The organism is Paenibacillus sp. GbtcB18 (genome assembly GCF_019091125.1).
In the GTDB taxonomy this organism is placed as follows: domain Bacteria; phylum Bacillota; class Bacilli; order Paenibacillales; family NBRC-103111; genus Paenibacillus_F; species Paenibacillus_F chitinolyticus.
On the sequence record NZ_JAGXJX010000007.1, the window covers coordinates 18,102 to 41,033 of the forward strand.

Here is a 22,932-nt window from a genome sequence, read left to right on the forward strand (position 1 = left end):
GGAGAATAGAAATGACCGTAAAGTTTAGCTTGAATTATACAGATGGAGATTTTATCGATAACATAGAAGTTCCAATTTATAAAGAGTATCGCAAGGGGACCTCCTTTCATCTGTACCATTTAAATCGCAATCCTGCTCTTGTTGAGCATAAAGAATTGTTGGTTATCGATGAATCGGGGATTGCACCGGAGAGTATGTTTGAAAGTGTTACAGAATTTTGCGAAAAAATTATCCCCTACTTATTGAGTAGGAAACAAGAATCCTTATTTTTGTTTGGGGAGTACTATGATAAAGAGAAGGATAAGATGGTGGACATAGATGATATCGAGATTCCCTGTTTAATAGGCGGGACAGCCATCTTACAAGAAGAGGGGAATAAGTAGGCTAGGACCTGGCGGCCTGAAGGGTACCTCATTAAGTTTCTTGGAGGGGATTTGTAGAATGCCTGTGGACAATAAAATAAACGTTTTAGTTGAGCGAACAGATAGTATTGTTTACCATGCCGAATCTGACCTGCGGAAAGATCAGGGAAAAGGCTGGATCGGTGGAAACGCACCCGATTTTTTTGATGAACAAGATGACCTCATCCATGAAGGAAACCAGAAATATGTTTTTTACTTGACCCTCGTCCATCCCTTTAAACCGGAGAGCATGATTTCGATCTTCATTCCTGAAGACTATGAGGAGTATTTGGAAAATAATATATATCCCAATTGCTCGATCAAGGTGATTGAACACCCCATTTCAACTGAAAGCACCAAAGAGAGGTTCACTAATCCAGGCCTTATAAAACACATCATTTCGGATGGGACATTAAGCAATGACGAGAAATCGATGGATCAGTCTTTTTTGATCAAAGTAGGAGGAAATCCGAGACTTATTCAAAATGAAGACTATTATTTTACGAAGCTGAGGGAGGAGTCATTTTCTTTTTTATTTCAAGTAGATGAAGACGGTTACCCCGAAACGTTGATTCATGACGACTACAGTTATCCTTTTGGTTTTGGATCCCTATATATCTTCGCCATAATTGGGGCAACCGAGATAGAACACCCTGTAGCAGGCTTTTGGCAATTCTCTTGATTTCGCCGTATAAATATTAAGCTGGACCGGTAGTAAAAGTTAAAGGGTGGATATTTCTAACTGTAAGCTCACTATTCAAGGGGGTAAGCATAAGCATTATGAAAAGTAAATTAGAGCATGACATTATTACTACGGCAGAAAGTTTCGTAAATAATTTTTCCGATAAAGGAAATTTTGATTATAGCGTGCTAAGTCTACAAAAACTTGACGAATTGCTAGAAGAGTTATGCGAGTATCAGATCGATGATGATACATTGGATTCTGTTTCTTCTATGGCTGGATGTTACATTTTTGAAGTGGCAAGAAGGAATTATGGGGGACGGTACATTTGGGTACAAGAAAGAGACCAACCCGTGTTAGTTACTGGGGAGCCTGAATATTCAATTTCTATATTTGCCTTCGATAAAGTTAGAGGCCGAATTCGGAATGGTAAAGAAGATGATATACCCTATTATTTCGATGGCTATATCGAAGCAGTTGAAAAAGGTAAGAATACAGGGTACAGAGCTACAATTGTTTAAAGTAGCTTAGAGAATTAAATAACTTTTACCAAACCCGGACCTTTCTAAAGGCCGGGTTTGTTTCGCCTATAACGGTATTTTAAATGCCCCTGAAACTAACCTGAATTTTCAAATCTCTATGTTTGTCTCCAAAAACTCAAGATACTTGGGGTCGTCTTCCATAAAAATCTCAATACCGGCGCCCATGTAAGCCCGGGTTAACTCGTCAGCCGCCTTTTCAAAGTTTTCCTGCTCGTAATATAACTGCCCCAGCCGAAGATGAATATACGGATTACCCAGCCCCTGCGGACACTGTACGGCATTAAAAAAGCACTTGAAGGCCTTATCGTAATTCTTCATACGATAGTGGACATCCCCAATAGCTACATATATCCAGGTAGCGGCCTCCCATTCTTGATGATTTTCAGGCAATAAACGGAGGGCGGCTATATAATTTTGCTTGGCGGCATCAAGATCGCCTGTCTTCACTAAATCATCGCCTTGTTTACATAGAGCCCTAATTGCGGAATAAGTGGAATCTGGGAGCTGCAACGCGATCTCTCCTGTTCTATTCGATTGGATTAAGGAATTTTAGCCAATGATCGTTTGTTGGCTTTCATGCTCGGCACAGTCTTTGACTTCAGGCAGACAATCTCATATGAAAAGTCTACCAAATTTTTAAGCCTGTTCATAGATTGAAAGCACGTTCTAGTTTATCGTCATTTTTCGGGGTTTCAGTACGGAAGTGACGAGTTTGTATAAAGCCGGTCGTAGAGAATGTGTATTGATCATGCAATTCGATATGGGGTAGAATCTACTCAAGCAAAATGATAATGATTATCATTATTAATAAGCGGTTTTTTTGCTGCAAAACATACAACTTATGGGAGTGGATTTAATCATGGCAAGACCGGGATTTATGAAAACAGGATGGATATCGCTTATAACGGCAGCTATGATTACGGTGACAGGTTGCGGCTCGACAGGCGATCAAGCTGCGGCCACGGTGACTACCGATCAGCCTGCTCAGGCAACGGCAGCTCCAGGCGGAGCTCCGCCTCAGACAGGAACGCGTGTCGTAACCGATGGCTTCGGAGAGGTAAAGATTCCGACAAATCCGAAGCGAGTCTCCGCTCTTTATCGTGAAGATTATTTGGTTGCGCTTGGGGTAAAGCCTATTGTGCAATATTATAACCCGATGTGGGGCAAGCAGGATTATTTGAAGCTGGACGTGCCGTTGTTCGACGTGACCGGCAGCATCGAGGGTTTGCTTGTGTCCGATCCAGACTTGATCATCGGCGCCGGAGAGGTCGATGCAGCACAATACGAGCTCTATTCCAAGGTTGCGCCGACATTCCGCTTACCGGACGACGTACTTGCGGATTCGCGCAAAACATTAACCTTAATCGCCGATTTGCTTGGTATCAGCGGTAAGGCTGAGCAGGTTCTTGCCGATTACGATGCCCGTATTGCCGATGTGAAGGCGAAGTTGAACGCGGCGATCGGCGATGAGAAGCTTGTTGTTCTGCGGATGAACGTCGTAGACAAATCCATTAATATTTTCGGCATTCATAACACGTTTGTCGGGCAAATCCTGTATGAGGATCTTGGGCTGAAGGCGCCGGGGTTCGCCAAGGCGATGACGGAGGGCAATATCGTCTTGTCGAAGGAGGTCATTCCGGAGCTTGACGCGGACCATATTATTTTGCTTCCGTCCAACGGGACGTGGGAGGAAGAGGGCAACGCGAAGGCGCTTAAGGAAATGAAGGAAAACCCGTTATGGAAGACCGTTCCTGCATTTAAAAACGGCCATGTATATCCTGTAGAGAGATCGTATTGGCAGACTGGAGCCATTACGGCCAACGGGTTGAAGATGGATGATTTACTTCGATTGCTGGCTTCTTAGCAGGAAATAAGAGTGATTAAGTTCATTGGAGGGACTCATCGTCCTAATTGGGAAAGAGCTGCTTTTCAACGAAGGTTGAGGGGCGGCTCGTTTTGATTTACACTATATTAATTGAGAATGAATATCAATTAAAAGGCGGTTGATAGTAACGATGGATATTGAACAGCGCAAACAAGCTGGGACCGCTCCTTTAGTCCACTATGTGCTGCGATCGATCCGCTTAATCGTTGCGGGCGAGCAAGCAGAAATGAGTGATTCGGACAGCAGCGATAGAAACGATAAGGAAAGCTTTGAACTACTCATTATAATGAGCGGGACGGGACAAGGAAAATGCTATTTGCGGGGGCCTGGAAGATCTTTATCTATCGATCAAGAGGTTATGAGCTGCAGCTATTACCGAGTGTGCTTCGCAGCGAGCGGCTATGATGCGGCTTCGAGCTTGCTGCCGGATAAGCAGGAGCTTGCCTGCGCACCCTTCGCGAAGACGATGGAGCTGCTTGATGAGTTATACGGACTCCGCGGGGCGAGCGACGAGCTCGAGCTGTTCCAACGATTTGTGAGATTTCAAGAGCTGCTGCTCTTTCTATTCCGCCAAAATGCACCCGTGGCCGAGGGTAAGGGAACGGATATCGAGCGGCATGGGGTAGAGCTTAGCATACGGCATATTCATCAGTATTACCGTGAGCTTCTGACCGTGGAGGAGCTGGCCTCCCTCGCAGGCATTGAACGCTGGAAGTATACCCGTCTGTTCAAAGAGGCTACGGGTCAAGTACCGCTCCAGTACTTAAATGAAGTACGGATTAATCAAGCCAAGAAGTGGCTGGCAAGCGCCGATGACAAGCTGCTTGATATTGCGCTGAATACAGGTTTCAACAGTGAATATTATTTCAATCGTCGTTTCAAGCAGACGGTAGGCATATCGCCCGGACATTACCGTCGCAGCCGCAAGGGACAGCTTAGAGTAGTAGCGCCGTATTTGGAGGATTTCATAGTCGCGCTGGATATGCAGCCTATTGTCCAGTATTGGCATGCGAAATGGGGAAAACAAGATTATCTAGGCTTAAACCATATTCCGACGTTCGACGAGAACGACGGCAACTTTGACGCGCTTTCCGGTTATAACCCGGATTTGATATTGCTTATGGATCGTTACGAGCAGCAGCAATATTCTCAGTGCCGACGCATATCCAACACCTGCATCCTGAGTGAGCCGACCAATAATTGGCGTACACTGCTGCGTACCGTCGCCAATTATTTCGGTCGGACGGAGTTGGCCGACGATGCTATCGCAAAATATGATTTCAAAGCACGGAGAGCGAGTCATACGCTGAGTCAGGTTATGAAAGGTGAAACGGTCGCCTTTTTGCGTATCTCGGCGGACCACATCATCCAATATACGGGAGAAGGGCAAGGTTTTGTTTCGACTGTTCTCTATGGCGATGTTGGCTTGCGCTCCTACTCCGCAGTAGGTATAGCTTCAAAAGCGAATAGGCCGGGCATGTTCAATCTCTCTGTAGAGGACCTGCGTACGTTAAACGCGGATCATCTGTTCATTACTTTCGATAAGTGGCATAGCCAGGCAGAAGGAAAGGAGAGGGAGCTGCTGGAGCAGCCAGAGTGGCGTGATCTGCCCGCTGTACGAAATAACCGCGTTTACGAGGTTGACTTTCTAACTTGGATGAATAACGGAGTTATTTCCAACGGCAAAAAAATAGATGATATACTGCGGTCGTTAGCTTAATCTGGTTTTGCTTGCGATTGAAAGGTCTGTATCCCCTATTTTGTATAAAGTAACCGTCGATTTTGTCCATTGTGATTGTCACGTTGCCGAAGCTACAATTGTGTTGAGAATGATTATCACAGTATGGACATTACATGTGCCGGCTGGAGGAGGACATCGATTGACTGAGCAGCTTGAATTATACGATGTGACGATTATCGGCGGTGGTCCTGCGGGAATGTATACTGCTTTTTATAGTGGAATGCGCGATTTAAAGACAAAGCTAATAGAAGCGAAAGACGAGCTGGGCGGTCGGATGCTTATTTATCCCGAGAAAATGATTTGGGATGTTGGAGGGGTTCCGCCAATCCTATGCGAGAAGTTAATCGCACAATTGTCGGAGCAGGCGAAGACGTTCGACCCCACAATTGTATTCGGCCAGCACATTATCGGATTGGAGAAACAAGCGGATTCGACGTACATTCTGGAGGCCGCAACGGGGGAGAAGCACTGGACACGCACGGTCATTCTGGCTATCGGCCGCGGCATTCTGCGAATGGCGAAGCTGGAGCTGGAAGGGGCTGAGCGCTATGAGGTGTCCAATCTGCACTATACGGTGCAGGAACTGGAGCCTTTTAGGGGGAAACGAGTCCTTATTTCGGGTGGGGGAAACTCCGCTGTCGATTGGGCGAACGAGCTGGTTCCCATCGCCGCTCAGGTCACAGTCGTGCATAGGCGCGACCGATTCGGCGGACATGAGAAAAACATTGTTCGAATGAAGGAGTCTTCTGCCGATGTGCTTACGCCATATGAAGTCACGCAATTATACAGCGGCAACGGAAAGACGATTGAACGGGTGACGATTACCCATATCGAATCAGGGGACTCGCGCGAGCTGGAAATAGACGAGGTTATCGTTAACCACGGGCTGAAGTCCGATTTTACAGGTATCAAGGATTGGGGACTGGATATGGACGACTGGAACATATTCGTCAGCCCGAGACTTGAGACGAACTTGCCGGGCATCTTCGGGGCCGGCGACTTCGTCAATTACGAAAGCAAGCTCAACCTCATTGCAGGGGCGTTCACGGATGCGGCCTTAGCGCTTAACAGCGCCAAACGGTACATGGATCCCGACGCGCCGAGAATGGCTTATGTATCGTCGCATAACGAGAGGTTTAAAGAACGGAACAAAGCGATTGGCATGTCCGATGAATAGCAGGGTCTGCTATCATTAGGGCGGGCGAGAAATCTATTCTACACGTCCTGCTGGGAATAAAAAAGCCGGAGGATAAACTTTCCCCGACTCGGTTCTCAATGCAACTATCTATTGATCTTTTTACTGACACGATGAAGTTCCATCGTACCAATTGTTTTTCTCAAATTCCAATAGTCGCCTTTCAGCCTTAATTCTGTTCCATTATGAATTGCAAGTTTAGCCGTGCCATCGTGCCAGGGGTTATAGGCTATTGAATCCGCAGAAGCTTTACTGCTGTAGGTGTAACAAAGTTCCTGGGTCTGTACATCTGAGTCTGTTCTTATCCCCGCAATGTAGCTTTTACTTATCATCTGATCAGTATGAACTTCTACGCTGATAGAAGTAAAGGTCTGCCTTATGTATGCTGTTATCAAAATTGGATCAATAGTTTTTCCTGAAATTGGGTCAACCCAACTTGATTGTAGTTTACCTTTCCAAGTTCCATGTAAATTCGGCACTAATACAATGATTGGGTTAATAAAAGGTATCCAACGGTATTTCCAAATCCATTTTTTAAAAGCAACATGAAATAACAATGTAATGGCTGTGGAGGATGAAATACTTCTAATTAAATCTTTCGAGTGTATTTGTTCAAAATCAACACCAGAAAGAAGAAACAATAAACAAAAGATAACAATTCCAAACATAACTAAAACTCTGGTGTAGTTGTCTTGATTATACACATGGATTCACCCCTAAAATATATGTCTATAGGCTGATAAGATAAATGCATTGACTTCATTCCGTGTGTATTTACGACCAGAATGAAAAAGATAAAGCAAGTCCGATACCTCACCCCATTCCTCGCATTGATCGTCATTCAATGTGTTATTGTACAGAAATGTTAAAACGTCTTTCACATCTTCAGTGTAAGTTTTATTCGTGAAAAACTGGTTAGGCACATTCCAGACCAAACACTCAATAAGAAATGAAGATATATTATCAAGTCCTCTTACACCGTCATTAGCCATTTGCATTTTGAGACGCTTTATAATTCTGACAACTCTCTTAAAAATTCTTCCTGTCGTGTCGTTTTTTGCAACCCCGTTTGTGTAATGTTGTTCAGGGAAGTTTACTATCTTCTCGCCTGTACTTGAGTAGAATTGAGTTCCGGATATGTATGATCCATTTGGGTTGTATCTTCTGTGTTCAAAACAAGCTACCACATCGGCTTCTACTCTATAGGTATTCGACTTCACATCAAAAGCCTTATTACCCTTCTTTACATTTTCACGGCCGAATTTGTTTACCAATGCACGCTCAAGGTCTGTTAGATAGCTAGCAAAAGTATAAGCACCGCCGGATAAACCAAAATCTGCATTGCTTGTACCAGGTGGAAGTTGCGTAAAGAATGTTGATTTTAACTTCACACAAATATCCACATCGCTGTTTAGCCTCACGTTTGTATTGTTATGGTAAGAACCCTGCGGTATGAATGAGATGTCGGAGTTTTTGATTCCCGCATCCTCCTTTACCGCCGCTTTAATCATACTCACTGCATGCTCGCATTTGGCTTTTTCATTGTCACTTGCTCGCTTCGACCATCGAGAAAAAGTATCCTCTAAATTATCCTTCCAACCCAAATTTAATCCCCCTTGTTTCGACATTTATAGGTATAATATACCATATTGATAATGGGATAGAGTTTGAAAAATGAAAGGCGATTAGGAACGGAGGGAAAGCTTGCTTAAATGGAATAGCGATGTATGGGGAAAGCTGACAGGACCTTACAGTTCTGCAGAGAACGTGCCCGTGTTATTGCAGCGGCTAATGCAGGAATATAGCCAGGAGGTTTTTGATGAACTCTTTCAGGAGTTTTTGTTCCATCAAAATACGATCTATACGGCTACCTACGCGGCGATGCCGTTTTTGGCGCAGCTAGCATGCTCCACATCGGATGAGGAAGTGCGCAAAGAACTGTTTATCAATTGCGGTATCATCGAGGCAAGCCGCGATGGGCGGGATGAAGCGCCATTCCCGGCATCTTGGGCCGGACTGGCTGAGGAGGTAGGCAGCTCCGTTTGTACGGAATTGTGTCGTGAATATGTAGAGGCAATTGACAAGCTCAGGGCGCTTGCCAAGGAAGTATTCGCCTTTACAGCTCAACATTCCATAGATGAGCTGGAGAAGCGTTACATTCTTGTGGCAGATGCTGCCTATCGAGGCTCTTATCCCCTTGCCAACATGTTAATGACGTTTAGTAACGGTGATGAGTATGTGACCGTGTGTCCGGCCTGCGAGGAAGATGTGTACCTATGGCCTGATGAGGAGCATCCGGAAATTCTTCAAGCCTATCAAGATGATCCCGTTTTTCACACGGGCCAGGAACCGCAACCTATCATTCCGGCAGCGTCATTCGCAGATGAAGAAGTACGCGCACTAGCGGAGCGGGCGGCAGCGATTGGGGAGCGAACATTGGCTACGCAACTGCATTATTTAGCAGGGGAAACCGTATGTCCGTCCTGCCGCGAAAAAATCTCGGTATGGCCGTCTTTACTTGGCACATTTACCATGTAGTGCTGGAACCTGGGTGATGGATGATTAAAATATATCCATAGGTATATGAAGAAAGGGTCCCCATTGTGGGGACCCTTCTATTTCCATTCATTGAAGTTTTCAATCCTCATTCGATAGGGATTTGCCAGTTCACATCCTGATGTTCCTTCTGTACGACGTTATAGCTTATCGTAAGCTCCTCAGGCTGGTGATCTAGTTGAGGGATAATGAGCGCTCCACGAACAGTAACGAGACCGTTCTCGTCTCTTGAAGATGTTTTCTGCAGATAAGCCTCGTATTCCATTCCCTTTTCATCCTTAACCTTCCACTCTTCCAGATTAACGACGCCTTTGGCAAAAGCAGCCTCTACTTCAAGCACGCCGCCCCGGTCGCTGACCTCCTTATCGCCGATCATCAGTTTAGCTTCATCCTGCTTCCATACGAACTTCTTGAATTGCAATTGATTGCCGTTATATTCCAGGGACGCAGGCTTTTGAATCAACTGAGCCGGCGTCAGCTTAGCATGGAAATCGGCCCATTCACTTGTATAGACGGAATGAAGCTTGAACGTAAGCTTGCCATACTTATCGGACGGCAGCGGCGAGAACGAATGCCACAAGGTCACGGTGCCTCCGTCTTCCTTTTCCGAGATCCCGTTAACGATGGAGCGTTTGGCGATACTGAGCCCGGGATCGAATAAATCATCCCATGCGGCGACTACTTGACCCCGCTCATCGATAAGCTCATAGGACAGCTGATAGCTTTTCAATTGATGGGCAACGAAGGAATCTAGCGTTCCGGTACCAGTACTGTCCGTCTGTTTGGAGATCGCTGCCTCGATCCTCTCTTTTACTTCCGGGGATATCCTGGTGTCCAAAGACAGCAAGGTGACGCTAGGGGCGAATATCGCACGTTTCAAGCCGACCGTCAGCCCCTGAGGGGAAGTATACTGCTTGTCGATCATAACGGTCTTCGTTGCCGCTTTCGCTTGCGACATATCTATCGGAATATCAATTTGCCAATTACCGCTCGTGCTGCCGATTTTTGTCCAACGAATCTCGGCGATCAAATCATCGGGGATTTCTATGCCGCTACTGATGGCTTCCGTAAGCTCCTGCTGGACCATCAGAGAATGATTGTCTTTGCTGGTGGTCCAGCCGCCTCCCATCGGACCCAGTACCGGAACGCCCGATTTATCTTTAATAACAAAATTCACATACATTCTCATATCGTCGGGATCGATGTACTGTCCGTCGGGACCTTTGGCTTCGGCGATAACGGCAATACGCACCGGATCGGCCATAAACTCTTTGACTTCCAGAGTAATGCCCTGATCGGCCGTTTTTAAATCCAGCGGGTGAACGAAGCCTTGCTGTACGGCGTCAATCATGCCCTGATCCACTTTCTCTGTATTATTGAAAAAGCTCTTCACATAATCGGCGAAGGTCGGTGATACGAAAGTTCCCAGCGATACGGCTATGGCCAGGCTGGCAACGGTAATCGTTATTTTTTTCACTATAGCTACACTCCTTTTTTTCCAGTCCTTCGTAAAGGCGGTGTTAGCCTTTACGTCTTCCGCAGCAGGTTCGGCGGCCGGGACATAGGGTGTGACTTTATCCAGAATTTGCTCGGTGAAATCCGGCGGCACATCCGCTTCGCTCATTGCGGCATCAAACGAATCCCAAGTATCCATATAAAGCCCCAATTGACGGCGGCATTCGCTGCAGGTTTCGAGATGTTCCTCCAGCCAGATGCTCTCCAAAGGGGAAAGTCGGTTTTCCATGTAGGCGATCAACTGGTTAGATTTCATGCACTTCATAGAGAAACGCTCCCTTCGCTTCGGGATCTTTCAAACTCTCTCGCAATTTTTTGCGGGCGCGATACAATCGCATCTGCACAGTGCTGACCGGGATACAAAGGTGCTCCCCGATTTCCTGGTAGCTTAGAAATTGAATATACCGCATGACCAACACGTCGCGGTAATTAGGGTCCAGGTCCATAAGATGCGACTCCAGAGCCTGCTGCCTTTCTTTCTCCAGAAAAACGCTCTCCGGCGTAACGGTTTGGACGGGGTCGAAGTCCATCCCGGTCATCAGAGGAGTGCGTTTGCGCTTGCGAAGCTCGTCGATGCATCGGTTGGCGGCAATCCGATAAAGCCATGCCGAGAAGCTATGCTCCGGCTTATAATCGCGTAAATGGTTATAAGCTTTAATGAAAACCTCTTGAGCTATATCCTGAACATCCGGCGAATTCCCGAGCATCCGCTGGAGGAGGGCAAACACTCTTGCTTTGTACCTGTCGATAATCTGTCCGAACGCTTGTTTATTTCCTTGCAGAATCTGTTCTATCAATTGTTTGTCATCCTGCATGTTCACCCTCCTATCCCAAAAGATTTGCTGCGCAGCAAGGGTCCTTATGGTTCGTTCATTTATGTATGACGAATTCCGGCCGTAAACCTTTCTCACAGAGCGCAAAAAAAATCAGGCTTCACCTTGTGATATAATGGAAATAATCTACAGCTTAAAATGAGCTTAAAGGAAGGAATCGCTATTAATGATCATCGCTGTCGATGTGTATTATGAGGAAAATCAAGCGAAATCAGTGGGGGTTATTTTTCAAAGCTGGGAAGATTCCAAACCACTGGACGTCATCATGTCTTATACGGAAAACCCTCTCGAATACGAACCGGGTTTTTTCTATAAACGAGAGCTCCCTTGCATACGGGAACTGTTGAAACTTACTGATCTAAACCAAATACATACCATTGTTGTGGATGGCTATGTGTACTTAAACAATGAGAAAAAGCCGGGGCTCGGACATTATGTTTATACAGATTTTTCAGGGAAAATTCCAGTGATCGGTGTTGCAAAAAGTGCTTTTCACGACAATGAGGCTTTTGTCAAAAAGATTTATCGAGGCAACAGCTCGAAGCCTTTGTATATAACCTCCATCGGAATGGAGCTAGCAGTCGCTGCCGAGCATATACAGAGTATGTACGGGGAATATCGATTTCCACATCTGCTGAAATTGCTGGACAAGCAAACGAAGGAAGCCCGGCTATAATTCAACAGGGGGGATTCAATATGTTGTTTTGGAAGAAAGAAACGCAGCTTGATCGAATAAGATACAAACTCGAAAAAGCCATGCGCAAAGATACGGCTTTTTTGGTGTTTGGAGCATCCTCACACCAATACAAGGTTGGTGAAAAGCTTCCGGCAAAAGAGCTTACGGACTGGCAAGCAAAGAATCAGGTCACACTCCCGGAGCCTTATGCGCAGTTTTTAACGAAAGTCGGAAATGGAGGTGCCGGGCCGTATTACGGGATTTATTCGATTGAAAAGGCAACTTCCTATACCGATAGTCATGCACTCTCCTCAAAATGCGTTCTGCGCCCCGGAATGACAAAAGAAGAATGGAACCATTTGACCGAGCCGTTGATCAATGATGAGGACATCTCCGACCTGGAATACGACGCGGCCCGTGATAGGGTGATGGGCGGCATGTTGTGCATTGGCACACAAGGCTGCGAATACGATATGTATCTCGTACTTGAAGGGGAAAACAGGGGGAAAGTCGTTTACACTGCAGATTTTTATCCGGATTGTCCCTTTTTCTTTGTCTATGAAGATAACTTTCTGGACTGGTATGAGCGCTGGTTGGACGAAATTATTCTGGATTATGACATAGGGTGGTTTGGGAGTAGAATGCCGGGCGATGAAAATGCGTTGATACAGGTTTATCAAAACGCCCCAAACGAAGAAATCAAAACAAAAGCGCTTGAGGGAATGTTCAAGTTTAAGAAGATCTCGCAGCCAACCATTGATTTTTTAAAAAACGTTGCTGATCAAGGACAAAAAGATCGCATCACAGCCATTCAGCTAATCTGCAAAACCTCTGTTGACGCGGGAAGAGACTATCTTCTGGAGCTGTTGCATTCCGATAGAAATGAGGACTTATTACACGCTTTACAGATTCTGAACTGGTATGGTAAATCTGTTGATTTATCGGAATTTATAAAAGTGATAGTGCAAAGACTCGACAGGGTTCAAGACCCCGAAACGTTACGTCATGTGGGGTATGTTTTGGAATCCTCCGGCGCGATTACACTCGAAAACTTTGCGCCCTTTTTGTGCCATACCGACCCGAATATACAAACAGCCGCAATCTATGCCACACGCAGTTGCAATGACAAGTCGGAAAGTTGGGAGATCATTGAACAGATGTTCATGGGTGGCGGCAAGGAGGTTGTGAAAAACACTATTCAATATTGGGGCATTATCCCACATGAGAAGTTGTTGCCTTATTATAAGGATGAGTGGCCGGAATATAAAAGCCAAACTAATTTCAGGGAAAAATTTATAGGTTGTTTGAAGGAATTAAATTTGCCGGAAGATTATTTTGACAAAGAATAGTTGCTACTCCGCCTACCTTTTGACTAAGTCAGCAATGCTCCAACTGTTTAAGGCCGCCGATTACTCCGGCGGCCTCGAGAAATGGGGCACGGAAGATAATAAATCGAGAATATTCTGGAACGTGATTCGTGACAGGCAAGATAATCCGGCAGGTACTTTGCTTACGGAAATTCCTCATTCCCATCTGAAATTCGACATTCCTTCAGCACCGGTCGTCTATGTGCTACCTGAGTTTCTCAAGGAGAAGATCGTGCAAGGAGTTAGGGGAATTAAGGAGTTGACATCATTAAGTTAAAGGAAAACGATAGTCGAACCAAGTTCGTTCAGGCCACCATTTTACTTTGGTGGCCTTTCGTTCATGTTATGTAGGTTTGATTATGCCCCTTTGAAAGGTTGGCCATATACGTACGGCGGCCAAATCGTTGCTCATTTTTCGACGATAGTCCCGTTAAGCTGAACCTTACCATAAGTGACGGCGAAAAATTGGGATGTGGTATGGAAAGGGAGTATGGGCAAGTGTAGATATAAAAGAATTACACAGCTCCGAGAGCATGAGTTTAAGGGAGAAATACTTTGTGACTAGAAAATTGCCCGCTTTTTTCCATGGTGTGTTACTATGATGAATAGTAATTCGTTTTGAGCCTAAAAGATTGCTTATTATCAAAGAAATTAACAAATAAATAAAAAGATGTAAAAATAAGTAAAAAAAAATAATATCAGGGGTGTATGTTAGTGTCAAAATACGAAGGTAATGGAAGGATTCTATGGTTAGATACGTTTAAGGGGTTTGGGATATTTTTTCTTGTGTTCTCCCACTTGATTCCGTATGGATTTGCTGGTGATAAACAAATCGACTCCAGCCTTATGATCTCATATTTGTATTCATTTCACATGCCTCTCTTTTTCTTTGCGGCAGGTTTTACAATTAATTATCGTAAATTCGATTCGTTTTGGTCGTTCTTTTGGTCGAAAGTGAAGGGAATCCTCGTTCCATATGCTTCGTTATATTTTGTTTCATGGTTATATTTTATGTGGATGTACTGGAAAGGCATCGTTGGTATGTTGAGTGCCCCTGTTGTCATCAAAGCCTTTTTATATGGAAATGGCACTAGTCTTGGTATAATGAACATGTCACTTTGGTTTCTGCCCTGTCTTTTTTTGGCTCACGTTATACTATATTTCCTGTTAAAATATAGTAAAGACAAATCTTTCTATCTTTTATACATTTGGATCTTATTATCCGTTATTGGAGCCATAACCAGCAAACTGTACCCGGGTGAGGTTCCTTGGAGTGCATTAGCATCAATCAACGCCGCGTCGATTATGTTGTTAGGTTACATGTTTAGGAACTTCGGAAAAACAATGGTTGATTTCTTCCATTTGGACAAACCATTTGTGGCTTATTCAGCCGCTATAGTAGGATTTACATTGTTCTTATTAAACGGCCGTCCTGGCATGGCTTCAAACTATTACGGCCAAAACTATATTGGTTTTTATGCAGCTGTAATCGCAAGTCTCATCTTTTATATGTATCTCTCTAAAAGATTGGAACAAAGTAAGATGATCTCCTATTTTGGAAAAAATTCATTAATCGTTTTCGGTCTTCATGGATTAATTATTAGTTTCCTTATGAATGTGAAGTTTTTCGAATGGTTTTCTGGGAAGTTTAACTTTTATTTTGAAGGCCTTTCCTTAGTAATATTTGCAGTGTTTATGGTTTTCATTATTTCGATTATTTTTATTGAGTTCTTTAATCGTATTGCTCCTTTTCTCATAGGAAAGGGTTATAAGAAGAAGGAGATTTGGACCACTCAAACTGGTGATGACTGTCAAGTAGATAGACAGAAGCTGTAATAGCCGTAAATCATATGTTTCGAAGTAGGACTTAATGGGTTGAAGCGAACATTTTGTAAACAATATAGCCTCCCGCAGGGGTTCGGAAAAATATGGGGTTGCCTTGAAAGGCCATGTTAAAGACTAACATTTTTGTAACGGCGGCTTATGAGATATCAATTATTATTACACAATAACAAGAAACGATTACGAAAAGAAGTACGGATACGTTAATCAATTGGATTTCAAGGAGCTGTCGAAGGAGCGGCTTACGGCGACAGCCGAGTCGGCCATAGCGATGGCGAGGAATTTCTATTTGTTCACTCCGGGCGATTGGAGTTTGTGCTTGGCAATGAACGTTATACGCTTGAAGAAGGGGACAGCATCTATTATGATGCCAGAATCCCCCATAGTTATAAGAATATCTGGGGAGGCGAAACGCTGCTAATAGCAGTTTCTACTCCGCCTTTTTGACTAAGGCAGCAATGCTCCAACTGTTTAAGGTCCCCGATTACTTCGGCGGCCTTCTTTGCAGCTGAGCATAGAGTGCTTGGGCTTACTTTTTTTGATGGTGTCCTTCCTTATCGCGGCAGCTGGCTTTATCTTAAAGCTGCATGAGGTAAAGATGGGAAATTAGAGGGTTGGGGGGCTTATCAAGTATAATTAATGAGAAGCGGGATTAATTGGTGGCCATTGTTGCGACTAGCCGTTACGGAGGATTTGAAAGGAGGAGCCTGTGGAGCTCACCTACTTAAAAACGTTTCGCGAAGTGGCGAAACGGGGGAACTATACGCACGCCGCGGAAGCTTTAGGATATGCTCAATCCAGCGTCACGACGCAGATTCAGAGACTTGAAGAGTCTTATGGCGCGGTTCTCATGGAGCGCTTTGGACGGAACATGAAGCTTACACTGGCCGGAGAGACACTTCTGCAATACGCCAACGAGATTCATAGAATCCACGAAGAGTCGAAAGAAGCCGTGTCCCGGCAATCCAAAGGAACGCTCTCCATCGGAACGATCGAGACGTTGGCGGCTTATTATCTTCCACCGTATCTTGGTGCGTATCGAAGGAATTTCCCGGACGTTAATGTCATGATTCAGCCGGGGAACGAACCTGAGATTATCCAAGCGGTCAAAGAAGGGGAACTGGACTTCGGCATTATTCTGGATCTGCCGTTCGCGGACGAGGAATTAGGTATCCACGTTCTGAGGGAAGAACCTTTGGACATCATCGTCTGTCCGGACCATAAGTTGGCGGGACAAAATGAAATTCGTGTTGGGGATCTCGAAAGTGAGTCCTTGATTCTGACGGAAGACGGTTGCACGTATAGAGCGATGCTTCTTCGGATGTTAAAGGAAAACCGGATTAGTTATCGTCTCGCCTACGAATTCGGCAATTTGGAGGCTATTAAGCAGTGCGTAATTAATGGTTTGGGAATCGCTTTGTTGCCACGGATCGCGGTAGCGGCAGAGATACGGAATGAACAAATGATCCGTATTCCTTTCGTCGATCCGGGATGCCAATTTTACACGCAACTAATCTATCCGAAGAAAAAATGGAAGTCGAATGCGTTCGTCGGATTTATCGAGCTCCTCGGTGGCATGAATTATCAAAATGATTGATAGTATCCATTGAATTCTATCGATAACTCCATTAGAAGTGGCCGTGCTATAGTGATGTCAAGGCAATAACATCCCTATTTGGAGGTAATTCTAATGACAACCATTCGCTCTCTAGTTCTCGAAACGCCAGCCGCTCTTCCCGAGCACACGCATCGCCATTTTGTAAACAAGCTGTCCGTGGAAACGGATGTTTCGGACGTGTGCTATGACATGAAGAACGGCATCGCCGACTTCCTGCTCATCGACGTTCGCAGTGCCCTTGCCTACGGAGAATGCCATGTACCAGGCGCGATTAGCCTCCCTTCTAACCAGATCAGCGCGGAGACGACCGCCACTTTCTCCAAAGAGCAACTCATTGTCGTCTATTGCTGGGGACCGGCTTGCAACGGAGGTACCAAAGGCGCGGCACGCTTATCCGCCCTCGGCTTCCAAGTGAAAGAGATGCTCGGAGGCATTGAGTACTGGCGCAAGGAGGGCAACGACGTAGAAGGCACGCTGGGACATGCGGCATGCATGATTGGGTAAAGAGATGAGAATATACATTTCTGTTGATATGGAGGGGATATCGGGGGTTACGAACCCGGACTTTCTCCAGCCAGGCGAGCCGAATTACGAATACGGACGCTCGTTGATGGAACACGACGTCAATGCGGTAATCGAAGCCGCATGGGAAAGCGGAGCAACCGAAATCGTCGTCGCCGACAGCCACGGTTCAGGGAACAATCTCCGGCTAAGTCGCCTGCATGCCGCAGCGACATTGATCTCGGGCTTCCCAAGAGAGCATTATATGATGTCCGGTCTGGACGCCAATTTCTCGGCCGTCTTTTTCGTGGGCTATCATGCCCGGCATGGAACCCCAGGCGTATTAAGCCATGCGTACTGGTTCAAGAATATGACGGTTAACGGAATAGATGTCGGAGAAATCGGGTTCAACGCGATTTATGCAGGTATGCTGGGCGTACCGCTGGCTCTGGTCGCCGGTGACGATAGAGCTGCCGAAGAAACGAAGCTCCTCGTGCCGGATGTGGTTACGGCAATTGTAAAGCACACGTTATCGAGAACCGCGGCGCGTTGCTTATCTTTGGAGCAAAGCCGGAAAGAACTCGCGGAGAGAACGACAGAAGCTATGGGGCGCCTCGCGGATTTCACCCCGCTTAAGGTCGCATTGCCCGCGGAAGTGAGCATCGAATTTTTTCATAGCGGCCAGGCCGAATTGGCTTTGGGCATACCCGGAACGACTCCGCAACCGAACAGCACGGTCGTATCATACATAGCGAAGGATGCCGCTTCGTTTTATCGAGTGATGGAGACGATGTCGACGTTGGCGAACACAGCTCGGTTTTTATAAAAAGGAATCCTTTATTGTCTGTGAACAGCGCCCCCAGGGCGCTGTTCATTTTCGCTCTATAGGCGATACGGTGGACCTTACCATAAGTGACGCAAATTCTTGGTAGAAATTAGGCGGCCTTGAGAAAGGGTATCTGGAGACAGAAATCACTTACACAGGAAATACCGTGGCCATTAGGGATAAGTTGGAATTTTTGTTCTACCTGATTCGTTCGGAAGTGTGATAAGCGGCCACGTAAAATGCGGTGGGTGGATTTGTTTTGGTGAGAACAAATGTTTGTATTTTCCTTTTCTTTTGAGCAAATACTTTGTATGATAAAAGTGACATGAATGAAAGAGGAGGAGTTTGGATGTATCGACAAGTGGATGATTTTTTAAAGGAATGGGCAGTGGCTGAGAAAAAGACATTACAAGTATTACAAGCTGTCACAGATGACAAATTAGAACAAAGTATTTTGGAAGGACATAGTACACTAGGTTGGTTAGGCTGGCACTTGGTAGAAACAATAGGTTATTTCGGTCATTTAGCAGGTTTAACCGTACCCATGATTGGACAAGATGAACCAGTTCCAGCGACAGCAAGAGAAATTGTAGCAGCTTACGAAAAAGCAGCAGAGGCGGTCAAGGAAGAGGGAGCCAAGCTATCAAATGAGGACATGCTAACAGAAACAGGCATAGGAAGTCTTGCAACAAAAGGGGCATTATTACGTTTTTTAATTGACCACCAAACACATCACCGCGGCCAAATGATGGTGCTATTACGTCAAGCAGGCTTACCAGTACCGCCTGTGATGGGTCCAACAAAAGAAATGCAATAACGAATAGAGTTCCGTATTGCATTCGACCCAGCCAGCCAATATAAGTACAAGAAACACCCTCAGCGAGTACGTGAACCAATTCACCTTCACGCCTTCGTTTTTATACTGTACTAAACTAGAGGCAGGTGCGAACATGATCCAATTAACAAACCGCCAGGCACGGCAATTTCTGTTGTGGAAGCATGGACTTCTGGGCGAATATAAATTTAGTGGGAAGCAGGGCGTATTGGACTTTGCTCGGCAGGTCGGCTGCATTCAATACGACCCCATCGATGTTTGCGGGAAAAACGCCGAATTGGTGCTACAGTCGCGAATCAAAGGATTTACCAAGGGAATGCTTGCCGAGTTGCTGTATGAGGATAGAAGCCTTGTCGATTATCCCGATAAGAACCTGGCCATTATCTCTGTCGAGGACTGGCCGTATTTTGAGCGATACAGGCAAGCCGCCCGTCAGCATGCCAAACGCTATCCCGAAATGGAAGCGTTGACGGCGCAAGTACGGGCTCATATCCAAGATCACGGAGCACTAAGTTCGGATGATTTAAAATTGGATGGAGATTTCTCTTGGCGATCGGCCATCCACTGGAGCAGTGGAACCAATTCATCTCGATCGGTGCTGGAACAGATGTATTCGACGGGTGAGTTGATTATTCATCATAAAAAAGGAACGCGTAAATACTACGATATAGCCAAGAAGTACATACAGCCAAATCTGCTGAATGCATCGGAGCCGCTGGAGGACGAGCTTGAGCATCACAAGTGGCGGGTACTACGTCGAATCGGCTCTGTTGGTCTCTTATGGAATCGTGCGTCAGATGCATGGCTGAATATATGGGGGTTGAAAGCGGCACAGCGCAACGAGGTTTTTCGCCAGCTATTGCATGAAGGTCGCATTGTTGCTGTTGCCGTGGAACAAACGAAGGATATGCTGTACTGCCTCGCGGAGGATTTACCGCTCATTGAAGCCGTTCTGCAAAATCAGGAGCCGAAATTGCGTTGCGAGCTTATTGCCCCTCTGGATAATTTAATGTGGGACAGAAAACTTATCAACGAATTGTTTGGCTTCGATTACACCTGGGAGATTTACACGCCTGCAGTCAAACGAAAATTCGGCTATTATGTGCTGCCTCTATTATATGGAGAGAGCTTCATTGGGCGAGCCGAAATAATCGTGGAGCGAAAAACCGGAACGCTCGTTGTTAAAAACATCTGGTACGAGTACGGTGTAAAGCAAACAGCGCAATTGCGGTCAGCCTTGAACAGTTGTTTCCAAAAATTTGCGGTATTCAACGGGTGTGAGACGATTTCGGCAGAGTCTATGAACTAATATTTCCTGTGTTTGTATAGAGATAATAAAGTTGTTTAATTGGTTATCATTTGTAAAAGAGGTTTATCATGAGGGATCCAATGTTTGAACATCAAACAGAGTCACAATTAAAAGTGTTGAGTGAAATCTGTACAATTTGCGCAACAATTGAATGTAAATTCTGGTTGCGTGGTGGATGGGCAATCGATTTTTTACTCGGGAAGGTCACTCGTCCACATGACGATATTGACTTGATAACATGGATACAAAACAGAGAGCAGTTAGAATGCGCTCTTGCCGAAGCTGGATATGAACAGACTCCCGTGAAAGAGCAGTTTTGTGGGAGACAGTCCGATTTTCATAAGGGTGACGTAGACATTACATTTGGCTACATAACCAGTACCCATGATGGAAGTATTATTATGAATGACTTACCGGAGTGGGTATGGCGACATGATTCGTTGTTACCGCAAAACCTTATGTTAAACGGAATCTCGGCTCATGTCTTAAGCCCAAGGCAGCTCTTGGAAGAAAAGGAGGTTTACAAACAAATTGGTAGGAAACCTCGACCCAAGGATGAAGATAGCAAAAATATATTGCATCGGATAATAGCAGAGTTAAATTGACTGTTGGGACAAGATGCTCAGTTTCACTAACTGAGGAGTTATTTCCATAAGCGGCAGCGGAAAATATGATTGGGAAAGCACGGGGACTATTGTAGTTACGGCCCGATACATCATTGTGCAAACCACTAAAATCAGTCTCATTTCATAAGTAAAAGAGGGTGTTCCCAGTGGCAAAATGGGATAACATGCTATCCATGATTTGGATGCTGCGATCCGGAAGGAAGCTCACTGCTGCACAGATCGCAGACAGTTTGGAGATTAGCGTCCGCACCGTGTACCGGTATATCGACGCGTTATGTGCCAGCGGCGTGCCGGTCGTCGCGGAATCAGGCCATGACGGCGGCATCCGTATTCTAGAAAGCTTCCAGGAGGCACCCTTATTCTTCAACTCTGTAGAGCTGAAAGCGCTTGTGGACGCGTATAAGTTTGCGCAAAGCGCTGGTTATCCGTATACGGAGGAGCTGGAAAGCGCGCTGAAGAAGGTGGAGAACGGGCTGCACGAAGAGCAGCGCGATGATCTGTCTCGCGGGATGGGAGGCTTGGATGTGATTTCTCCGGCGCGTCCGCCTTCCGTTGTTCCGCTGCTCAGGGACCTGGAGCAGGCGGTTAATGACGGGCGAACGGTGCGTATCGTTTATCGCAAAGCGAATGCGGAGCAGGCCGATGAACGTGAAGTCGATCCGTACGGACTCGCTTACGACCGAAACGAATGGTACGCTGTCGCGTTCTGTCATCGGTCGCAGGCAGTGCGGACGTTTCGCGTGGATCGCATCGCGCGATTGGAGCCGACCGAAGCACGGTTTGAAAAACCGGAGCGTTTCTCCGCGTCCGCTTATTTCCGCGACCAGTCCGCGCGGGGACGGGAGGCGGACGGACCGCTGACGGTCATTCGCATCGAGGGCGAGCCCGACACACTGAACGCGGTTTGCGGCCACTGGCATATGCGCCATTATTTGACGGAACGAACCGATCGGGAGGCGCGGTTTCTGCTCGATGTCCCAACGATGAACAAGTACCTTCCGATGTATCTGATGACGTTCGGCACGGCTATTCACATTCGGGAGCCGCTTGCGCTGAAGCGTCGGGTCCAGGAGATGGCATCGGCAATCGCACAACATTACGATATCGGAACCGATTAAACTACACTGACGGTAACTGTCAGTGTAGTTGTTTATTATTAAGATATAGAACACGAATCCAATCATGAAGGAGGAAACCAAAACCTTATGCTGGCGTCATACGAAGACAATAAAGAAAGGAATAGGTGATTATCCATGCTTCAAAACCCTCATCAATTGTACGAATATCATGTTTGGGCAAATGAACAATTGTTCGCCCATCTGGAGCAACTTCCGAAGGAGGCGTTTCATGCGGAAGTGACGAGTGTGTTCTCGTCCGTATCACAAACGTTTGGGCATATGTACGTGTTCGAACAGCTCTATATGTCCGTGCTCGCGGAGGTGCCTAACGAGGGCATTTTTCCAAAGATCCCGGGTTGGAGGGAGGAGGCGCAAGGCTTAACGGTTGACCAAATGCGGGGGCTGTTCGCCGGCGTTGCCGAACAGTTTCGCGATTTGCTGAGGCGGACGCCTGACGCGGACAAGGCGATGACAATCGAACATCCGAGTTACGGCCGTTTCGATACGTACTTCTCCGATATTCTGCGGCATGTGGTCAACCACGGGACATATCACCGAGGCAATGTGACCGCGATGCTGAGGCAGCAGGGCTATGGCGGGGTTCCGACCGATTATATGTTTTATTTGATGGAACAGTCGAAAGGTCAGCAGTAACGGAGCGTAGAAAATGTCGTTGCCATTTGCTCGATATCATCATCGAAGCACCTCGGCGCAAACATGGCCTCAACCTCATTGAGAATGGCTAGGCAACGATAATAACAGCTTAATTTAAAGGCAGCCGATCAGGATGAATAAAGATCGGCTGCCTTTTTTGCGCTGAAGAAGAAGATGGAGAAGCGTTTGGGCGAATAAAGAGTGAAGCTT

At 46.0% G+C, this 22,932-nt stretch carries 25 protein-coding genes; 20 read left to right on the forward strand and 5 right to left on the reverse strand.

What is annotated here, in order from left to right:
• The first annotated feature begins 11 nt into the window (after window positions 1–11).
• The 3 genes from KVT34_RS19770 to KVT34_RS19780 all read left to right on the forward strand — a co-directional run bounded on the left by KVT34_RS19770 (window position 12) and on the right by KVT34_RS19780 (window position 1,604).
• Entirely contained in the window at window positions 12–383 is a 372-nt protein-coding gene (locus KVT34_RS19770; protein WP_217560547.1) for a hypothetical protein, read from the forward strand.
• 58 nt (window positions 384–441) lie between these two features.
• Window positions 442–1,083, forward strand: a complete 642-nt coding sequence (locus KVT34_RS19775) for a hypothetical protein (RefSeq protein ID WP_217560548.1) — start codon at window positions 442–444, stop codon at window positions 1,081–1,083.
• Between the two features lie 98 nt (window positions 1,084–1,181).
• Window positions 1,182–1,604 carry a hypothetical protein gene (locus tag KVT34_RS19780; RefSeq protein ID WP_217560549.1) on the forward strand — a complete coding sequence of 141 codons (423 nt, stop codon included), beginning with the start codon at window positions 1,182–1,184 and terminating at the stop codon, window positions 1,602–1,604.
• Window positions 1,605–1,712: 108 nt separating this feature from the next.
• Here the strand turns inward: KVT34_RS19780 and KVT34_RS19785 are convergent, their stop codons facing one another.
• A complete protein-coding gene (locus tag KVT34_RS19785) occupies window positions 1,713–2,135 on the reverse strand; it encodes a tetratricopeptide repeat protein (protein ID WP_217560550.1) in 423 nt (140 codons plus the stop codon).
• 349 nt (window positions 2,136–2,484) lie between these two features.
• Between KVT34_RS19785 and KVT34_RS19790 the strand changes: the two genes are divergently transcribed.
• The 3 genes from KVT34_RS19790 to KVT34_RS19800 all read left to right on the forward strand — a co-directional run bounded on the left by KVT34_RS19790 (window position 2,485) and on the right by KVT34_RS19800 (window position 6,428).
• On the forward strand, window positions 2,485–3,489 hold the full coding sequence (locus KVT34_RS19790) for an ABC transporter substrate-binding protein (protein WP_217560552.1): 1,005 nt from the start codon (window positions 2,485–2,487) through the stop codon (window positions 3,487–3,489).
• A 151-nt stretch (window positions 3,490–3,640) separates the two neighbouring features.
• Window positions 3,641–5,230: a helix-turn-helix domain-containing protein gene (locus tag KVT34_RS19795; protein ID WP_217560553.1), complete on the forward strand. Its 1,590-nt coding sequence runs from the start codon at window positions 3,641–3,643 to the stop codon at window positions 5,228–5,230.
• A 160-nt stretch (window positions 5,231–5,390) separates the two neighbouring features.
• Window positions 5,391–6,428, forward strand: coding sequence for an NAD(P)/FAD-dependent oxidoreductase (locus tag KVT34_RS19800; protein WP_217560554.1), 1,038 nt, complete (start codon window positions 5,391–5,393; stop codon window positions 6,426–6,428).
• A 104-nt stretch (window positions 6,429–6,532) separates the two neighbouring features.
• Here KVT34_RS19800 and KVT34_RS19805 read toward each other — a convergent pair whose 3' ends face one another.
• Both KVT34_RS19805 and KVT34_RS19810 read right to left on the reverse strand, forming a co-directional pair.
• Complete coding sequence (locus KVT34_RS19805; RefSeq protein WP_217560555.1) at window positions 6,533–7,150, reverse strand: Cap15 family cyclic dinucleotide receptor domain-containing protein; 618 nt, start codon at window positions 7,148–7,150, stop codon at window positions 6,533–6,535.
• A 12-nt stretch (window positions 7,151–7,162) separates the two neighbouring features.
• Window positions 7,163–8,050, reverse strand: coding sequence for a nucleotidyltransferase domain-containing protein (locus KVT34_RS19810; protein WP_254635022.1), 888 nt, complete (start codon window positions 8,048–8,050; stop codon window positions 7,163–7,165).
• Window positions 8,051–8,150: 100 nt separating this feature from the next.
• On the opposite strand from KVT34_RS19810, the gene KVT34_RS19815 reads away from it, so the two are divergent.
• Entirely contained in the window at window positions 8,151–8,984 is an 834-nt protein-coding gene (locus tag KVT34_RS19815) for a hypothetical protein (protein ID WP_217560557.1), read from the forward strand.
• Between the two features lie 106 nt (window positions 8,985–9,090).
• Here the strand turns inward: KVT34_RS19815 and KVT34_RS19820 are convergent, their stop codons facing one another.
• Together KVT34_RS19820 and KVT34_RS19825 are read right to left on the reverse strand one after the other, a co-directional pair.
• Window positions 9,091–10,782, reverse strand: coding sequence for a DUF4179 domain-containing protein (locus tag KVT34_RS19820; RefSeq protein WP_217560871.1), 1,692 nt, complete (start codon window positions 10,780–10,782; stop codon window positions 9,091–9,093).
• Window positions 10,763–11,332, reverse strand: coding sequence for an RNA polymerase sigma factor (locus KVT34_RS19825; protein WP_217560558.1), 570 nt, complete (start codon window positions 11,330–11,332; stop codon window positions 10,763–10,765). The genes KVT34_RS19820 and KVT34_RS19825 overlap by 20 nt, the downstream gene beginning before the upstream one ends.
• A 184-nt stretch (window positions 11,333–11,516) precedes the next feature.
• On the opposite strand from KVT34_RS19825, the gene KVT34_RS19830 reads away from it, so the two are divergent.
• From KVT34_RS19830 to KVT34_RS19890, 13 genes are all read left to right on the forward strand, one after another.
• On the forward strand, window positions 11,517–12,026 hold the full coding sequence (locus tag KVT34_RS19830) for an endonuclease V (protein WP_217560559.1): 510 nt from the start codon (window positions 11,517–11,519) through the stop codon (window positions 12,024–12,026).
• 20 nt (window positions 12,027–12,046) lie between these two features.
• Window positions 12,047–13,375 carry an SMI1/KNR4 family protein gene (locus tag KVT34_RS19835; RefSeq protein WP_217560560.1) on the forward strand — a complete coding sequence of 443 codons (1,329 nt, stop codon included), beginning with the start codon at window positions 12,047–12,049 and terminating at the stop codon, window positions 13,373–13,375.
• The gene (locus KVT34_RS19840) at window positions 13,362–13,670 is read left to right on the forward strand and encodes a DUF6022 family protein (protein ID WP_217560561.1); all 309 of its coding nucleotides are present in this window, start codon (window positions 13,362–13,364) and stop codon (window positions 13,668–13,670) included. Before KVT34_RS19835 ends, KVT34_RS19840 begins: the two co-directional genes overlap by 14 nt.
• A 437-nt stretch (window positions 13,671–14,107) precedes the next feature.
• A complete protein-coding gene (locus KVT34_RS19845) occupies window positions 14,108–15,229 on the forward strand; it encodes an acyltransferase family protein (RefSeq protein WP_309244114.1) in 1,122 nt (373 codons plus the stop codon).
• A 216-nt stretch (window positions 15,230–15,445) separates the two neighbouring features.
• Window positions 15,446–15,682, forward strand: a complete 237-nt coding sequence (locus KVT34_RS19850) for a cupin domain-containing protein (protein WP_309244118.1) — start codon at window positions 15,446–15,448, stop codon at window positions 15,680–15,682.
• A 262-nt stretch (window positions 15,683–15,944) separates the two neighbouring features.
• On the forward strand, window positions 15,945–16,832 hold the full coding sequence (locus tag KVT34_RS19855) for a LysR family transcriptional regulator (RefSeq protein ID WP_217560563.1): 888 nt from the start codon (window positions 15,945–15,947) through the stop codon (window positions 16,830–16,832).
• Window positions 16,833–16,925: 93 nt separating this feature from the next.
• Complete coding sequence (locus KVT34_RS19860; RefSeq protein ID WP_217560564.1) at window positions 16,926–17,357, forward strand: rhodanese-like domain-containing protein; 432 nt, start codon at window positions 16,926–16,928, stop codon at window positions 17,355–17,357.
• Between the two features lie 4 nt (window positions 17,358–17,361).
• Window positions 17,362–18,180, forward strand: coding sequence for a M55 family metallopeptidase (locus KVT34_RS19865; RefSeq protein ID WP_217560565.1), 819 nt, complete (start codon window positions 17,362–17,364; stop codon window positions 18,178–18,180).
• A 349-nt stretch (window positions 18,181–18,529) separates the two neighbouring features.
• Window positions 18,530–18,997, forward strand: coding sequence for a DinB family protein (locus KVT34_RS19870; protein WP_217560567.1), 468 nt, complete (start codon window positions 18,530–18,532; stop codon window positions 18,995–18,997).
• Window positions 18,998–19,130: 133 nt separating this feature from the next.
• Window positions 19,131–20,324 carry a winged helix-turn-helix domain-containing protein gene (locus KVT34_RS19875; RefSeq protein ID WP_217560568.1) on the forward strand — a complete coding sequence of 398 codons (1,194 nt, stop codon included), beginning with the start codon at window positions 19,131–19,133 and terminating at the stop codon, window positions 20,322–20,324.
• Between the two features lie 68 nt (window positions 20,325–20,392).
• The gene (locus KVT34_RS19880) at window positions 20,393–20,929 is read left to right on the forward strand and encodes a nucleotidyltransferase domain-containing protein (RefSeq protein WP_217560569.1); all 537 of its coding nucleotides are present in this window, start codon (window positions 20,393–20,395) and stop codon (window positions 20,927–20,929) included.
• Window positions 20,930–21,096: 167 nt separating this feature from the next.
• Complete coding sequence (locus KVT34_RS19885) at window positions 21,097–22,068, forward strand: helix-turn-helix transcriptional regulator (RefSeq protein WP_217560570.1); 972 nt, start codon at window positions 21,097–21,099, stop codon at window positions 22,066–22,068.
• Between the two features lie 135 nt (window positions 22,069–22,203).
• The gene (locus tag KVT34_RS19890; RefSeq protein WP_217560571.1) at window positions 22,204–22,722 is read left to right on the forward strand and encodes a DinB family protein; all 519 of its coding nucleotides are present in this window, start codon (window positions 22,204–22,206) and stop codon (window positions 22,720–22,722) included.
• The last annotated feature ends 210 nt before the right edge of the window (window positions 22,723–22,932 follow it).

Bases quoted from the DNA above. Each gene is read 5' to 3' on its own strand.
- KVT34_RS19770 (WP_217560547.1), top strand. From the start codon at position 12: ATGACCGTAAAGTTTAGCTTGAATTATACAGATGGAGATTTTATCGAT.
- KVT34_RS19775 (WP_217560548.1), top strand. From the start codon at position 442: ATGCCTGTGGACAATAAAATAAACGTTTTAGTTGAGCGAACAGATAGT.
- KVT34_RS19780 (WP_217560549.1), top strand. From the start codon at position 1,182: ATGAAAAGTAAATTAGAGCATGACATTATTACTACGGCAGAAAGTTTC.
- KVT34_RS19790 (WP_217560552.1), top strand. From the start codon at position 2,485: ATGGCAAGACCGGGATTTATGAAAACAGGATGGATATCGCTTATAACG.
- KVT34_RS19795 (WP_217560553.1), top strand. From the start codon at position 3,641: ATGGATATTGAACAGCGCAAACAAGCTGGGACCGCTCCTTTAGTCCAC.
- KVT34_RS19820 (WP_217560871.1), bottom strand. From the start codon at position 10,782: ATGAAGTGCATGAAATCTAACCAGTTGATCGCCTACATGGAAAACCGA.
- KVT34_RS19825 (WP_217560558.1), bottom strand. From the start codon at position 11,332: ATGCAGGATGACAAACAATTGATAGAACAGATTCTGCAAGGAAATAAA.
- KVT34_RS19830 (WP_217560559.1), top strand. From the start codon at position 11,517: ATGATCATCGCTGTCGATGTGTATTATGAGGAAAATCAAGCGAAATCA.
- KVT34_RS19835 (WP_217560560.1), top strand. From the start codon at position 12,047: ATGTTGTTTTGGAAGAAAGAAACGCAGCTTGATCGAATAAGATACAAA.
- KVT34_RS19860 (WP_217560564.1), top strand. From the start codon at position 16,926: ATGACAACCATTCGCTCTCTAGTTCTCGAAACGCCAGCCGCTCTTCCC.
- KVT34_RS19865 (WP_217560565.1), top strand. From the start codon at position 17,362: ATGAGAATATACATTTCTGTTGATATGGAGGGGATATCGGGGGTTACG.
- KVT34_RS19870 (WP_217560567.1), top strand. From the start codon at position 18,530: ATGTATCGACAAGTGGATGATTTTTTAAAGGAATGGGCAGTGGCTGAG.
- KVT34_RS19875 (WP_217560568.1), top strand. From the start codon at position 19,131: ATGATCCAATTAACAAACCGCCAGGCACGGCAATTTCTGTTGTGGAAG.
- KVT34_RS19880 (WP_217560569.1), top strand. From the start codon at position 20,393: ATGAGGGATCCAATGTTTGAACATCAAACAGAGTCACAATTAAAAGTG.
- KVT34_RS19890 (WP_217560571.1), top strand. From the start codon at position 22,204: ATGCTTCAAAACCCTCATCAATTGTACGAATATCATGTTTGGGCAAAT.